Annotated in this window: 15 protein-coding genes; 10 read left to right on the top strand and 5 right to left on the bottom strand. The window is 65.7% G+C overall.

The window, feature by feature from the left end; translation table 11 throughout:
* The first annotated feature begins 12 nt into the window (after positions 1-12).
* The 8 genes from ACJ7Z0_RS04195 (at position 13) to ACJ7Z0_RS04160 (ending at position 10,694) form a co-directional block, all read left to right on the top strand.
* Positions 13-1,215, top strand: a complete 1,203-nt coding sequence (locus ACJ7Z0_RS04195) for a YbfB/YjiJ family MFS transporter (RefSeq protein ID WP_434788841.1) — start codon at positions 13-15, stop codon at positions 1,213-1,215.
* 215 nt (positions 1,216-1,430) lie between these two features.
* Positions 1,431-2,078, top strand: coding sequence for a ribosome maturation factor RimP (gene rimP / locus ACJ7Z0_RS04190; RefSeq protein ID WP_434788840.1), 648 nt, complete (start codon positions 1,431-1,433; stop codon positions 2,076-2,078).
* Positions 2,079-2,094: 16 nt separating this feature from the next.
* Positions 2,095-3,579 carry a transcription termination factor NusA gene (nusA, locus tag ACJ7Z0_RS04185; RefSeq protein ID WP_434788839.1) on the top strand — a complete coding sequence of 495 codons (1,485 nt, stop codon included), beginning with the start codon at positions 2,095-2,097 and terminating at the stop codon, positions 3,577-3,579.
* A gap of 24 nt (positions 3,580-3,603) precedes the next feature.
* Positions 3,604-6,558, top strand: a complete 2,955-nt coding sequence (gene infB / locus ACJ7Z0_RS04180) for a translation initiation factor IF-2 (protein WP_434788838.1) — start codon at positions 3,604-3,606, stop codon at positions 6,556-6,558.
* A gap of 21 nt (positions 6,559-6,579) precedes the next feature.
* Positions 6,580-6,951 (top strand): 30S ribosome-binding factor RbfA, encoded by a 372-nt coding sequence (rbfA, locus tag ACJ7Z0_RS04175; RefSeq protein ID WP_434788837.1) that lies wholly within the window; start codon positions 6,580-6,582, stop codon positions 6,949-6,951.
* A gap of 2 nt (positions 6,952-6,953) precedes the next feature.
* Entirely contained in the window at positions 6,954-7,922 is a 969-nt protein-coding gene (gene truB, locus ACJ7Z0_RS04170; protein ID WP_434788836.1) for a tRNA pseudouridine(55) synthase TruB, read from the top strand.
* Positions 7,919-9,754: a translational GTPase TypA gene (typA, locus tag ACJ7Z0_RS04165; protein ID WP_434788835.1), complete on the top strand. Its 1,836-nt coding sequence runs from the start codon at positions 7,919-7,921 to the stop codon at positions 9,752-9,754. Before truB ends, typA begins: the two co-directional genes overlap by 4 nt.
* 16 nt (positions 9,755-9,770) lie before the next feature.
* The gene (locus ACJ7Z0_RS04160) at positions 9,771-10,694 is read left to right on the top strand and encodes a DMT family transporter (RefSeq protein ID WP_434788834.1); all 924 of its coding nucleotides are present in this window, start codon (positions 9,771-9,773) and stop codon (positions 10,692-10,694) included.
* A 63-nt stretch (positions 10,695-10,757) separates the two neighbouring features.
* Here the strand turns inward: ACJ7Z0_RS04160 and ACJ7Z0_RS04155 are convergent, their stop codons facing one another.
* From ACJ7Z0_RS04155 to smpB, 5 genes are all read right to left on the bottom strand, one after another.
* Positions 10,758-11,150 carry a COG4315 family predicted lipoprotein gene (locus ACJ7Z0_RS04155; protein WP_431131547.1) on the bottom strand — a complete coding sequence of 131 codons (393 nt, stop codon included), beginning with the start codon at positions 11,148-11,150 and terminating at the stop codon, positions 10,758-10,760.
* A gap of 73 nt (positions 11,151-11,223) precedes the next feature.
* Positions 11,224-12,048 (bottom strand): anti-sigma factor family protein, encoded by an 825-nt coding sequence (locus ACJ7Z0_RS04150; RefSeq protein ID WP_434788833.1) that lies wholly within the window; start codon positions 12,046-12,048, stop codon positions 11,224-11,226.
* A gap of 16 nt (positions 12,049-12,064) precedes the next feature.
* Complete coding sequence (locus tag ACJ7Z0_RS04145; RefSeq protein WP_434788832.1) at positions 12,065-12,580, bottom strand: sigma-70 family RNA polymerase sigma factor; 516 nt, start codon at positions 12,578-12,580, stop codon at positions 12,065-12,067.
* Positions 12,581-12,604: 24 nt separating this feature from the next.
* A complete protein-coding gene (locus ACJ7Z0_RS04140; protein ID WP_434788831.1) occupies positions 12,605-12,985 on the bottom strand; it encodes a COG4315 family predicted lipoprotein in 381 nt (126 codons plus the stop codon).
* 92 nt (positions 12,986-13,077) lie between these two features.
* Positions 13,078-13,554 (bottom strand): SsrA-binding protein SmpB, encoded by a 477-nt coding sequence (gene smpB, locus ACJ7Z0_RS04135; RefSeq protein WP_055797087.1) that lies wholly within the window; start codon positions 13,552-13,554, stop codon positions 13,078-13,080.
* Between the two features lie 62 nt (positions 13,555-13,616).
* Between smpB and ACJ7Z0_RS04130 the strand changes: the two genes are divergently transcribed.
* Both ACJ7Z0_RS04130 and ACJ7Z0_RS04125 read left to right on the top strand, forming a co-directional pair.
* Positions 13,617-14,063 carry a type II toxin-antitoxin system RatA family toxin gene (locus ACJ7Z0_RS04130; protein ID WP_434788830.1) on the top strand — a complete coding sequence of 149 codons (447 nt, stop codon included), beginning with the start codon at positions 13,617-13,619 and terminating at the stop codon, positions 14,061-14,063.
* The gene (locus tag ACJ7Z0_RS04125) at positions 14,063-14,398 is read left to right on the top strand and encodes an RnfH family protein (RefSeq protein WP_434788829.1); all 336 of its coding nucleotides are present in this window, start codon (positions 14,063-14,065) and stop codon (positions 14,396-14,398) included. The genes ACJ7Z0_RS04130 and ACJ7Z0_RS04125 overlap by 1 nt, the downstream gene beginning before the upstream one ends.
* The last annotated feature ends 8 nt before the right edge of the window (positions 14,399-14,406 follow it).

Below are 14,406 nucleotides of genomic sequence, written 5' to 3'. Positions count from 1 at the left end.
GAATTCAAAGCAATGTCGGGAATCGGACAAGGCCGGCGCGGGGCCTGGCGCGCGGCACTGGCCTGCATGGTCACTTTGGCCGTGGCCATGGGGCTGGGGCGTTTCGCCTTCACACCCATGCTGCCGATCATGCTGCATGAAGGAAAACTCCAGCTCGAGGCCGGAGGCGTGCTGGCGTCGCTCAACTACCTGGGCTACTTTCTGGGCGCCGTCAGTTGCGCGGCCATCGGCATCAAGGCCAAGACCATGGTGCGCGGCGGGCTGGCGGCAACAGCCGTGCTGCTGGTCGGCATGGGCGTGCTCCACAGCTTCACAAGCTGGGGCATCCTGCGCGCGGCAGCCGGCGTGATGAGTGCCTGGGTCTTCGTATTCGCGTCGGGATGGGGCCTGCGCCGGTTGGCCGAAACCAATTCTCCGGCGCTGGCCGGCGTCATCTACACGGGGCCCGGCATCGGCATTGCCATGACCGGCCTGCTCGGCGGCGCCCTGGGGCGGTGGGGCTCGGAAACCGGGTGGATCGGCCTCGGCCTGCTGGCGGTGGTGCTGGTGGCGGCGATCTGGCGGGTGTTCGATGACGGCGAGCTGCCGGCGGCGGCCGGCTCTGCCGCCACACCCGCAGCCGCGGCCGGTACACCGGCTTCGGCGGCCTCGGCGCGCAGCGACGCGGTCTGGCTGGTCGCGCTCTACGGCCTGGCCGGCTTCGGTTACATCATCACGGCGACCTTTCTGCCCGTGATCGCCCGCCAGGCGCTGCCGGGCTCGCCCTGGCCCGATTTCTTCTGGCCGCTTTTCGGCCTGGCGATCATTCCGGGCGCGCTGATCGGCGCCCGTGCGCCCCTGCATTGGGACAACCGGCTGCTGCTGGCGGCGGCGTATGCGCTGCAGGCGCTGGGCGTACTGCTGTCGGTGGCGTGGCCCACGATTGCCGGCTTTGCGCTTGGCAGCCTGCTGCTCGGCATGCCGTTCACGGCCATCACTCTTTTTGCGATGCGGGATGCGCGCCGGCTGCGGGGCAATGCCGCCGCCGGGCTGATCGGCTACGCAACCGCTTCCTACGGCGTCGGGCAGATCATCGGACCGCTTTTTGCCGCGCCGCTGGCCCAGCGAACCGGTTCGTTCCAGGTGCCGCTGCTGGTAGCGGCTGCGGCCCTGGCGCTCGGGGCCGCGCTGTTTGCGGTGGTGTGGTCGAAATCTCGCCGTATTAGGCCCGCCTGAGCGCCGAAGCCCCTTCATTTCTCACACGAATAGCATATAATTCGAGGCTCACGACCAAACGGGCGGGTACCAACCGCCCGTTTTTTTTGGTCTATGCATTCTCGATGCGTGGCACCCGTGGCGGGCGGGTGGCGCGCATAAGCGGGCGGCGCGCATAAGCGGGCGGCGCGCATAAGCATTTCGCACAGGCATTTTTACAAGGCATTTTCAAACACGTGGCATTGCAGCAGACAGTGGAACAAACCGTGGCCGGACTCGGCTACGACCTGGTCGAGATCGATAGATCGGCCGGGGGATTGCTGCGCGTCACGATTGATTTGCCCTGGACGGCCCCCACCTCGGAAGCTGTGGCTGCGGGAATTCCCGAGCCCTTCGTGACCGTCGAGGATTGCGAAAAGGTCACGCGGCAGCTGCAGTTTGCGCTCGAGGTCGATGGTGTCGATTACAAGCGGCTCGAGGTTTCCTCGCCGGGTATTGACCGTCCGCTTCGCAATGAGCAGGATTTCGAGCGTTTTGTCGGCGAGGTGATCGACATCACGCTCAAGGTGCCGATGGGTGCCGCGGCGGCGGGGCAGGTGTCTGCCAACCGCAAGAAATTTCGCGGCACGCTGGAGCGTGCTGAAACAGCGGAAGGGGCTGACGCAGCCCCGGGCTGGCAAATCGTCTGGAGCGATGCGCCCGAGCCCAAACCGGGACAAAAAGTGAGCAAGAAGCGCGCGCCTGCAAAGTTGCATGCGCTCGGCTTCGTGCTGGACGAGCTGCGCGATGCGCGGCTCGCGCCAATTGTGGATTTCAAGGGCCGCAGGGCCAAAACCCAACCGGGTTTTTCGGATATTGACGACGGAACGAATGTTCCGGACTGACTAGAGGAGTGGTGGCATGAATCGCGAAATGTTGATGTTGGTGGATGCGATCTCGCGAGAGAAGAACGTCGAGCGCGACGTGGTCTTCGGCGCGGTCGAATCCGCACTGGCGCAAGCCACCAAGAAGCTCTATGCGGGCGAAGTGGACATCCGCGTGGCCGTGGACCGCGACAGCGGCGACTACGAAACCTTCCGCCGCTGGCACGTCGTTCCCGACGAGGCCGGCCTGCAGCTGCCCGACCAGGAAATCCTCCTGTTCGAAGCCAAGGAAGAAATGCCCGACATCGAGGTCGACGAATACATCGAGGAATCGGTGGACTCGGTGCCGATCGGCCGCATCGGCGCCATGGCCGCCAAGCAGGTGATCCTGCAGAAGATCCGCGACGCTGAGCGCGAGATGCTGCTGAACGACTTCATGTCGCGCGGCGACAAGATCTTCGTGGGCACCGTCAAGCGCCTGGACAAGGGCGACATCATCGTGGAGGCCGGCCGCGTCGAAGGGCGCCTGCGCCGCAGCGAGATGATCGCCAAGGAAAACCTGCGCAACGGCGACCGCGTGCGGGCCATGATCATGGAGGTCGACCTGACGCTGCGCGGCGCGCCGATCATCCTGTCGCGCTCGGCCCCCGAGTTCATGATCGAGCTGTTCCGCCAGGAAGTGCCCGAGATCGAACAAGGCCTGCTCGAAATCAAGAGCTGCGCCCGCGACCCCGGTTCGCGCGCCAAGATCGCCGTGCTCTCGCACGACAAGCGTGTCGACCCGATCGGCACCTGCGTCGGCGTGCGCGGCACCCGTGTCAACGCCGTGACCAACGAGCTCGCCGGCGAGCGCGTGGACATCGTGCTGTGGAGCGAAGACCCGGCCCAGTTCGTGATCGGCGCCCTGGCCCCGGCCAATGTGTCTTCCATCGTTGTCGATGAAGAAAAGCACGCCATGGACGTGGTGGTCGACGAGGAAAACCTCGCCATCGCCATCGGCCGCGGCGGCCAGAACGTGAGGCTCGCCTCCGACCTGACCGGCTGGAAGATCAACATCATGGACGCCAATGAATCGGCCCAGAAGCAGGCGAGCGAAACCGACGCCAGCCGCAAGCTGTTCATGGAAAAGCTCGACGTCGACGAGGAAATCGCCGACATCCTGATCTCCGAGGGCTTCAACAGCCTCGAAGAAGTGGCCTATGTGCCGATCTCCGAAATGCTGGAGATCGAAGCTTTCGATGAAGACACCATCAATGAGCTGCGCACGCGCGCCAAGGATGCGCTGCTGACCATGGAAATCGCCAAGGAAGAGGGCGTCGAGACCGTCTCGCAGAATCTGCGCGACCTCGAAGGCCTCGACCCCGAGCTGATTCCCAAGCTGGCCGAGGCGGGTGTGCACACCCGCGACGACCTCGCCGACCTCGCGGTCGATGAACTCACCGAGATCACCGGCCACAGCGCCGATGACGCCAAAGCCCTCATCTTGAAAGCCCGCGAACATTGGTTCGCCGGCCAAGAGTGATGGTCATGGAGGCACGAAACCAATATGTCCAGTACCACTGTCGCCGAGTTCGCGAACGAGCTCAAGAAGACTCCCGAAACCTTGCTTGACCAGCTCAAGAGCGCAGGCGTGCCCAAAGCGGCACCCACCGATGCACTCACCGAGGCTGACAAGCAGCGCCTGCTCGGCTTTCTCAAAGCCAGCCACGGCACCGCCGAGCCCGAGCGCAAGAAGATCACGCTGACGAAGAAGTCGACCAGCGAGATCAAGCAGGCCGACGCCACCGGCCGCGCCCGCACCATCCAGGTCGAGGTGCGCAAGAAGCGCACCTTCATCCAGCGCGACGACGGCCACCCGGCCGTGCCCGAAGCACAACCGGTGGCCGAAGCGCCCGCCGCGGCACCCGCCGCACCCCGCGTCGACGAAGCCGAACTGGCCCGCCGCGAGGAAGAAGCGCGCCGCCAGGCCGAGCTGATCCGCCGCCAGGAAGAAGAACTGGTCGAAAAGCGCCGCCTGCGCGAGGAAGCCGAAGCGCGCGAACGCGAGCAGGCCGAAAAGGCCGAGCGCGCCGAACAGGCAGAGCAGGAAGCCGCACGCATCGCCGCCGAGAAGAAGGCCGCTGCCGAAGCCGCTGCCGCGCCCCCGAAGGAAGCCGCCAAGCCGGTTGCCGCGCCTGCCGCAGCCGCTGCAGCCGCCGCCGAACAGCAAGCCGCTGACACCAAGCTGGCTGCGCAAACCGCCGCCACGCAAGCCAAGGAAGACGCGAAGGCCAAGGCCGCCGCCGAATCGAAGGCTCGTGCCGACGAAGAAGCCGCCCGCGCCAAGGACCTCGACGAGCGCCGCCGCAAGGCCCTCGCCGAAGCCGAAGCCATTCGCGCCATGATGAACGCACCGGCCCGCGTGCTGGTGCCGCACAAGGCGCCCGAGAAGCCGCAGCCCGAAAAGGCCGCGGTCAAGGGAACGCTGCACAAGCCAGCCGCTCCGGCCGCACGCCCCGGCGCGCCAGCCGCACCGGGTGCTGCCGCAGCCCCTGGCGCCGCCGGTGCCGGCAAGGAAGTCAAGTCGGCCAAGCTCTCGTCGAGCTGGGCTGGCGATCCGGCCAAGAAGAAAGAAATCAAGACCCGCGGCGATGCCAGCGGTGGTGTTGGCCGCGGCAACTGGCGCGGAGGCCCGCGCGGCCGCCGTGGCAGCAACGACCGTGGAGGCCATGAAGAGCATGTGCAGGCCGCACCGGTCGAGGCGCGCATTCTCGAAGTGCACGTGCCCGAAACCATCACCGTGGCCGAACTCGCCCACAAGATGGCCGTCAAGGCGCAGGAAGTCATCAAGCAGCTCATGAAGCTGGGCCAGATGGCGACCATCAACCAGTCGCTGGACCAGGACACCGCCATGATCCTGGTGGAGGAAATGGGCCACAACGCGGTCGTTGCCGCGCTGGACGACCCCGAAGCCTTCACCGACGAGGACGTGTCGGCGCAAACCGCCGAAGCCCTGCCGCGCGCACCGGTCGTGACCGTCATGGGCCACGTCGACCACGGCAAGACCTCGCTGCTGGACTACATCCGCCGTGCCAAGGTGGCCGCGGGCGAAGCCGGCGGCATCACGCAGCACATCGGTGCCTACCATGTGCAGACCGAACGCGGCATGGTGTCGTTCCTCGACACCCCGGGTCACGAGGCCTTCACGGCCATGCGTGCCCGCGGTGCGCAGGCCACCGACATCGTCATCCTCGTGGTGGCGGCCGACGACGGCGTCATGCCCCAGACCAAGGAAGCCATCAAGCACGCGAAGGCTGCCGGTGTGCCGATCGTGGTCGCGATCAACAAGATCGACAAGCCCGATGCCAGCCCGGACCGCGTGAAGCAGGAACTGGTGACCGAAGAGGTCGTGCCCGAAGAGTACGGCGGCGACGTGCCGTTCGTGCCGGTGTCCGCCAAGACGGGCCAGGGCATCGACGAGCTGCTCGAGCAGGTGCTGCTGCAGGCCGAAGTGCTGGAACTCAAGGCGCCGGTGGATGCTGCCGCCAAGGGCCTGGTCATCGAAGCGCAGCTCGACAAGGGCCGCGGCCCGGTCGCCACCGTGCTGGTGCAGTCCGGCACGCTCAAGACCGGCGACGTGGTGCTGGCGGGTTCGACCTATGGCCGCGTGCGCGCCATGCTCGACGAAGACGGCAAGTCCATCAAGTCGGCCGGTCCCTCGATTCCGGTCGAGATCCAGGGCCTGACCGAAGTGCCGCAAGCGGGCGACGAGTTCATGGTGATGGCCGACGAGCGCCGTGCGCGCGAAATCGCCACCTACCGTGCCGGCAAGTTCCGCAATACCAAGCTGGCGAAGCTGCAAGCCGCGAATCTGCAGAACATGTTCACCGACCTCTCGGCCGGCGAAGTGCAGACGCTGCGCATCATCATCAAGGCCGACGTGCAGGGCTCGCAGGAAGCGCTGGCCCAGTCGCTGCTCAAGCTGGCGACCGAAGAGGTCAAGGTTCAAATGGTGTACGCCGGCGTGGGCGGCATCAGCGAAAGCGACATCAACCTGGCCATCGCCTCGAAGGCGATCGTGATCGGCTTCAACGTGCGCGCCGATTCCGGTGCGCGCAAGCTGGCCGAAGGCAATGGCGTGCAGCTGAACTACTACAGCATCATCTACGACGCCGTGGACGAGATCAAGGTCGCGATGTCGGGCATGCTGGCACCGGAGCGCCGCGAGGAAATCATCGGCTCGGCCGAAATCCGCACGGTGTTCGTGGCTTCCAAGATCGGTACGGTCGCGGGTTCGTACATCACCTCGGGCTCGGTCAACCGCACGGCGCATTTCCGCCTGCTGCGCGACAACGTGGTGATCTACACCGGCGAAGTCGACTCGATCAAGCGCATGAAGGACGACGTTCGCGAAGTGCGCGAAGGCTTCGAGTGCGGTATCAAGCTCAAGAACTACAACGACATCAAAGAAGGTGATCAGTTGGAATTCTTCGAGATCAAGGAAATCGCCCGGACGCTGTAAGCGTTCGATGCGAGAGAGACCATGCCGAAAAGAAAAGCCGCCGCCCCCAACCGTGCGTTCAAGGTTGCCGACCAGATCCAGCGGGATCTGACGGAGCTGATCGCGCGCGAGTTGAAGGACCCGCGCGTGGGCATGGTCACGATCCAGGCGGTCGAGGTCACGCCCGACTATGCGCATGCGAAGGTGTACTTCAGCATGCTCACAGGCGACGTGGACGAGACCACCGAAGCGCTGAACCAGGCCGCAGGCTTCCTGCGCAACGGCCTGTTCAAGCGCCTGCACATCCACACCGTGCCGACGCTGCACTTCCTGTTCGACCGCACCACCGAGCGTGCGGCCGACATGAATGCGCTCATCGCGCAGGCCGTCGCTTCGCGTTCGAAAGACGACTAGCCATGAACGCGCCACGCACCAGGGTGCAGCGGCGCCCTGTGCATGGGGTGTTGTTGCTCGACAAGCCGCTGGGACTTTCCAGCAACCAGGCCTTGCAGAAGGCCAAGTGGTTGCTGCGCGCCGAAAAAGCGGGCCACACCGGCACGCTCGATCCGTTGGCCACCGGCGTGCTGCCGCTGTGTTTTGGCGCGGCCACCAAGTTCAGCCAGCTGCATCTCGACGCCGACAAGACCTACGAGGCCACGGCCCGCCTGGGCATCAAGACCACCACCGGCGACGCCGAGGGCGAGGTGATCGCCGAGCGTCCGGTGCACGTCACGCCTGAAGACCTGGCCCGCGTCGAGGCGCAATTCACCGGCCCGATCCGACAGGTGCCGCCGATGCACAGCGCGCTCAAGAAAGACGGCAAGGCGCTGTACGAGTACGCCCGCGAAGGCATCGAGATCGAGCGCGCGCCGCGCGACGTGGTCATTCATGCATTGAAGATCACGCAGGCAGCGGCCGAATCGGCGGGCAATGCGATAAAAATAGTGGCTTCCGTGAGCAAGGGAACCTACATCCGCACGCTGGGCGAAGACATCGGCGAGGCACTGGGCTGCGGGGCCCACCTCACGTCGCTGCGCCGTACGGCCACCGGCGGTTTCGGTGTGGCGCAGTGCATCACGCTCGAAGCGCTCGAAGCCATGGGCGAGGACGAGCGGCTGGCCCGGTTGTTGCCTGCCGAATCCCTGGTCGAGGGCCATACGATCGTCACGCTGGGCAGCGAAGATGCAGGGCGCTTTCTGTCCGGCCTGCGCCGCCGCGGCAACTGGCCCGATGCCGACCACGTGGCGGTGTTCGGTGAAGCGCCTACCGCCTTCCTCGGCACGGCGCATGTCGCCGCCAACGAACTGATCCCGGGGCGCTTGCTGAACCCCATCGAAATCCAGCAAATTCTTTTGAACGCACAACAGACCGAAGCGACACCATGAGTACCAAGCAAATCCGCAATATCGCCATCATTGCCCACGTGGACCATGGCAAGACCACGATGGTCGACCAATTGCTGCGCCAGTCGGGCACCTTCGCCGAGCACGAGAAAGTCGTCGACACGGTGATGGACAACAACGCCATCGAAAAGGAACGTGGCATCACGATCCTGGCCAAGAACTGCGCCGTGACCTGGGAAGGCACGCACATCAACATCGTCGACACCCCGGGCCACGCGGACTTCGGCGGTGAAGTGGAACGCGCGCTGTCGATGGTCGACGGCGTGGTGCTCTTGATCGACGCTCAGGAAGGCCCGATGCCGCAGACGCGCTTCGTGACCAAGAAGGCGCTGGCCCTGGGCCTCAAGCCGATCCTGGTCGTGAACAAGGTCGACAAGCCCGGTGCGAACCCCGACAAGGTGGTGAACGCCGCCTTCGACCTGTTCGACAAGCTCGGCGCCACGGACGAACAGCTCGACTTCCCGGTCGTGTATGCCTCGGGCATCAACGGCTGGTCGTCGCTCGAAGAAGGCGCTGCCGGCGAACAGTGGGGTCCCGACATGTCGGCCCTGTTCAACACCATCCTGAAGCACGTGCCGGCGCAAACGGGTGACCCCGAAGCACCGCTGCAGCTGCAGATTTCGGCACTCGATTTCTCGACCTTCGTCGGCCGCATCGGCGTGGGTCGCATCAGCCAGGGCACGCTCAAGCCCATGATGGACGTGGTGGTGATGGAAGGTCCGGACGGCAAGGCCGTCAAGGGCCGCGTCAACCAGGTCCTGACTTTCCAGGGCCTCGAGCGCGTGCAGGCAACTGAAGCCGGCCCGGGCGAGATCGTGCTGATCAACGGCATTGCCGACATCGGCATTGGCGTGACCGTGACCGACCCCACCAACCCGGCGCCGCTGCCCATGCTCAAGGTCGACGAACCGACCCTGACCATGAACTTCTGCGTCAACACCAGCCCGCTGGCCGGCCGCGAAGGCAAGTTTGTCACCAGCCGCCAGATCTGGGACCGCTTGCAGAAGGAACTGCAGCACAACGTGGCGCTGCGCGTCAACGAAACCGACGAAGAAGGCATCTTCGAGGTGATGGGCCGCGGCGAACTGCACCTGACCATCCTCTTGGAAAACATGCGCCGCGAAGGCTATGAAATGGCCGTGTCGAAGCCGCGCGTGGTGTTCCGCACCGTGAACGGCGAGAAGCACGAACCCATCGAGCTGGTTACGGCCGACATCGAAGAGCAGCACCAGGGCGGCGTGATGCAGGCACTGGGCGAGCGCAAGGGCGAGCTGGTCAACATGGAACCGGACGGCCGCGGCCGCGTGCGCCTGGAGTACCGCATTCCGGCGCGTGGCCTGATCGGCTTCACCAACGAATTCCTGAACCTGACGCGCGGCTCGGGCCTCATCAGCAACATCTTCGACAGCTACGAACCGCACAAGGGCGACATCGGCAGCCGCAAGAACGGCGTGCTGATTTCCATGGACGACGGTGAAATCTTCACCTACGCCCTGGGCAAGCTGGACGACCGCGGCCGCATGTTCGTGAAGGCCAACGATCCGGTGTATGAAGGCATGATCGTCGGCATCCACAGCCGCGACAACGACCTGGTGGTGAACGCCACGCGCACCAAGCAGCTGACCAACTTCCGTGTCTCGGGCAAGGAAGACGCGATCAAGATCACGCCGCCGATCGAACTCACGCTCGAATACGGCGTGGAATTCATCGAGGACGACGAGCTGGTCGAAATCACGCCCAAGAGCGTTCGTCTGCGCAAGCGCTACCTGAAAGAGCACGAGCGCAAGCGGGCCGGCCGCGAAATGGCGAGCTGATCGCCATCATCGACCGATGCTGCGCCTGACGCACGGCGGGGCTGTGTGGCTGATGGTCGCCGTGACCCTGATGTGGGCCACGGCGGGCGTCGTCACGCGGCACCTCGCACAGGCGCACAGCTTCGAGATCACCTTCTGGCGCAGCCTCTTCACGATGCTGGCGTTGCTGGTGATCTTGCCGCTTTGGCGGGGCCGGGCCGTGTTCTCGCAGATACGGCATGGCGGCCGGGCGCTGTGGATCTCGGGCGTCTGCTGGACCGTGATGTTCACGGCCTTCATGGTGGCGCTCACGCTGGCTTCCACCGCCAGCGTGCTGGTCACGATGGCGCTCGGGCCGCTGCTCACCGCGTTGGCCGCGCGGATCTTCATCGGCCACCGGCTTCCCGCGCGGACCTGGCTCGCCATCGTGGTGGCCGGGCTCGGCATTGCCTGGATGTATGGCACGCAGCTGATGCAGGGCGGGGCAGGTGGCTCGCTGCTTGGAACGCTGGTGGCGCTGTGCGTGCCGCTGGCCGGCGCCACCAACTGGACTGTCGTTCAGCATGCGCATGCCAAGGGGCATGACATCGATCTGGTGCCGGCGGTGCTGATCGGCGCGGTGCTCAGCGCACTGTTCACGCTGCCCTTTGCATTGCCGTTTCAGGCAAACGCACGCGACCTCGGCCTGCTGGCTTTCCTGGGGGTGTTCCAACTGGCCATTCCCTGCGTGCTGTCGGTGCTGTGCGCGCGGGTGCTGAAGGCGCCCGAGGTCGCTCTGCTGGCTTTGCTCGAAGTGATCTTCGGCATTGCGCTGGCATGGATCGGTGCAGGTGAAGAACCCGCCGTGAGCGTGCTGACCGGCGGTGCACTGGTCATCGGCGCACTGGTGTTCAATGAACTGCTGGCACTGCGCGGGCGCCGCGCCACGGTGGCCGACGGCGCGCTTCCCAGCGCACATTAAGCGAGCGGAAAAGAAAAAGGCCCCGACGTCTGCCGGGGCCTTTGCATTCAGGAAACCACGCGATCAGGGGCGGGCGATCTTCCAGGCGCCGGCCACGCCGTCACCGGTCTTGTCGCCCGGCTTGGCGTCCTTGGCCCAGAAGTAGAGCGGCCAGCCCTTGTAGGCCCATTGGCGCTTGCCGTCTTCGCGAATGATGATGGTGTAGCCGCCGATCGGCTTGGCGGTTTCGGCCACGGGGAGCGGCGGCCAGTTGGCGGCGCACTGGGCGTTGCAGGCAGAGGTGCCGGTGCCGGCCGTGTCCTTGGTGAAGGTGTACAGCGTCATGCCGTTCGGTCCCACGAGCACACCATCGGCGGTGCGGGTGGGCGTGTCGGGCGCGCTGGCGCTCTTGTTGGACATGCCGCCGCAGCCGGCGAGCAATGCCGCCGCGAGGATCGAGGCGCTGAGCAATTTCATGCAGTTTCTCCTTCAGTTGATAAAACGCGATAACAAGCCATGTGTTTGCGCGACCCGGCAGTTTATGCCGGGCTCAAGACAAATCGCGGTAGGCAAGCGTCGCGAGTTTCAGCAAAACATCGCGCGGTAGCTTGCCTGCAACGGCATAGCCGAAGCCCTGGTCCACCCAATAGAAGCTGGGCACCGGGCCTTCGGATGCAAAGCGGAACGCTGTTTCGCGCGATGCGGCCGTACCGGCGGCGGCTCGGCTGTCGAGCGTGCCGATGTAGAGCGTCACGCGCTCGCCGGCAGCGTCCTCGAACATGAACTGGGCCCGTGCACCGCTTTCCCCGGGCAAAAGGCGGCCGCCGACGAGCGTGTAGCCCATCGATGCCAGGTCGGGCACCTTGAGCGGCTTGTCGAGCCGCTTCGACAGCCACTGCACGAGGTGCTGCTGCTCCGTGGCAGCCACTTCGACCGGGTGTCTTTTCTCGGGCGCGTAGACGGCGTGCGCCACCGACGCGTCGTGCACGAACTCGCGCATCGCGGGCGCCTTGGCCAATTGGGCCGGCGCGGCGCGCTGCGCCGACCATTGGCCATTGCCGAGCCAGCCGGCGGCAAAGGCGACCAGCACGCCGGCCGCCATGCCGCCCCACCGCATCCATCGGTCTTGCCGAGCGTGCCGGGGCTGGTTGCGATCGAGTGCGCCCATCAAGTGGGCGGGAGCGGGTTCGCCGAGCAGGTCGCCATGCAGCCGGCGCAAGGCGTCCCGCTGGCTCCGCCACGCTGCGACCCGTTCGGCGACGGCTGGGTCGTGTGCCACGGCGTCTTCGACTTCGGACCGTCGGTCCGGTGCCAGCTGGCCATCGACGAGGGCATGCAGCTCGTCGTCGGTGGGGGGCGGGGCGGGGCGGTTCATGGTTCGGCGAAAGGTTTCACTTGAGGCGGCGCAGGCCGGTGCGGTTCGGCGCGGCGGCGCCATCCATCAATTCGTGCAGCCGGGCGCGGGCGCGCGAGAGGCGCGACATCACGGTGCCCGCGGGAACGCCGAGCACCTTGGCCACCTCGGCATAGGAAAGGTCTTCGAGCGTCACCAGCAGCAGCACGGCCCGCTGCTCTTCGGGCAACTGCATCAGGCAGCGCTGCAGGTCGAGGCCGCTGCCGAGGTCCCGGCCCGGGTCGACGGCGCCGTGCAGCTCGTGCTCGGCGTGGTCCAGCGGCACGACGCTGTGCGGCGGTGGCGTGCGCCGCCGCTGGCTCGCGAAGATGTTGTGCATGACCGTGAACAGCCACGCGCGCAGGTCGCTGCCCACCCGCCAGAGACGCCACTTGCCGCAGGCCCGCTCGAGCGTGTCCTGCACCAGGTCGTCCGCCGCCCATGCATCGCCCGTGAGCGCGCGCGCGTAGCGGCGCAGGCTCGGAATCTGTTCGGCGAGCAGGCGGGCGTCCACGGAAAGGCGATTGGTGCGTCGCGGTCAGGGCTTGGCGGTTTTCCAGGCACCGCCCACGCCGTCGCCGGTCTTGTCGCCCGGCTTCGAGTCCTTGGCCCAGTAGTAGAGCGGCCAGCCCTTGGCGGCCCATTGCTTCTTGCCGTCGTCGCGCGTGACGATGGTGAAGTCGCCGGCCGGCTTGTCGCTGTCGGCGGCCATGAAGGGCGGCCAGTTGGCCGCGCAGCCGCCATTGCAGGCCGATTTGCCGCTGCCGGCCGTGTCCTTGTCGAAGGTGTACAGCGTCATGCCGTTCGGGCCGACCAACGCGCCGTCGGCGGCCTTGGGCTGGGCGAATGCGGGAAGCGCGAGCAGGCTGCTCAGCAGCGCGGCGGCAATGCCGGCGTAGGAAGCGCGAAAAGGCGACATGGAATGACTCCTGGGTTGGTGGCACCGACGATCCGATGACACCGCACAAACGCCTGCACCGCGCGTTTTATTCCATGCCGGGCAAAAAAGAACTACCGGTTGCGGCTCTTCATCGCGCGCTCGACCTCGCGCTTGCCTTCGCGGTCCTTGATGGTGTCGCGCTTGTCGTGCTCGGCCTTGCCCTTGGCCAGCGCAATTTCGAGTTTGATCTTGCCGGCTTTCCAGTGCAGGTTGAGCGGCACCAGCGTGTAGCCTTTTTGTTCGACCTTGCCGACCAGGCGGCGGATCTCTTCCTTGTGCAGCAGCAACTTCTTGGTGCGGATGGAGTCGGGGTTGACGTGGGTCGAAGCACTCTTGAGCGGATTGATCTGCAGGCCGACGACGAACAGCTCGCCGTCGCGGATCACCACGTAGCCGTCGGTCAGCTGGACCTTGCCTTCGCGCAGGGATTTGACTTCCCAGCCTTCGAGGACGATGCCGGCTTCGAAGCGTTCTTCGAAGAAGTAGTTGTACGCGGCCTTCTTGTTGTCGGCAATGCGGGAGGAGGTATCTTGTTTCTTGGTGGCCATGGCTCGGGAAGATGGGGGCGCATGGCTTCAATACAATCCGTCGCGCACGCTGTCCCGATTCTATGAAAACAGTCAACAAGTCCGTCCTCATCTGGTACAGCGCCGAAGAGATGTACGCGCTCGTCACCGATGTGGAGAAGTATCCGCAGTTCCTGCCGTGGTGCGACAAGTCCCGGATCATCGAGGAAGACGAAGCCGGAATGACTGCCGAAGTCGGCCTGGCTTTCGCCGGTCTTCACCAGAGCTTCACCACCCGCAACACCCACGTGCCCGGGCGTGAAGTGCACCTCAAGCTCGTCGACGGGCCGTTCTCCAATCTCGACGGCCTCTGGAAATTCGCGCCCGTGGGCGAACCCGGCGAGCGCGCCTGCCGCGTCGAGCTGCACATGAGCTACGGCTTCAGCAACTTCGCGCTGCAGGCCCTGGTGGGGCCGGTGTTCGACACCATCGCCTCCAGCCTGGTCGAAGCCTTCGTCAAGCGCGCCGAGCAGGTCTACGGCGCTTCCTGATGATCGAAGTCACGCTGAGCTGCTCGCCCGCGCCGCGCGAGGTGTTCGAGCAAGTCCTTCGGCTGGCGCCCGATGCCACCGTGGACGATGCCGTGAAGGCCAGCGACCTTGCGCAGCGCTTTCCGCAGCTGGACTGGCGCGAGGCCATGACACCGGGGATCTGGGGCAGGGAGGTGGGCTGGGACCAGGCGCTGAAGGACGGCGATCGCGTCGAGCTGTGCCGGCCGTTGACCGTCGATCCCAAGGTGGCGCGCCGCGAGCGCTTCCAGCGCCAGGGCGCGCGCGGTACCGGCCTTTTTGCCAACCGCCGCAAGGGCGGCAAGGCCGGCTACTGAAAAACCGG

The sequence above is a fragment of the Variovorax palleresanus genome (assembly GCF_051144945.1).
Taxonomy (GTDB): Bacteria; Pseudomonadota; Gammaproteobacteria; order Burkholderiales; family Burkholderiaceae_C; genus Variovorax; species Variovorax paradoxus_S.
This window is presented reverse-complemented; position numbering and strand designations above follow the sequence as displayed.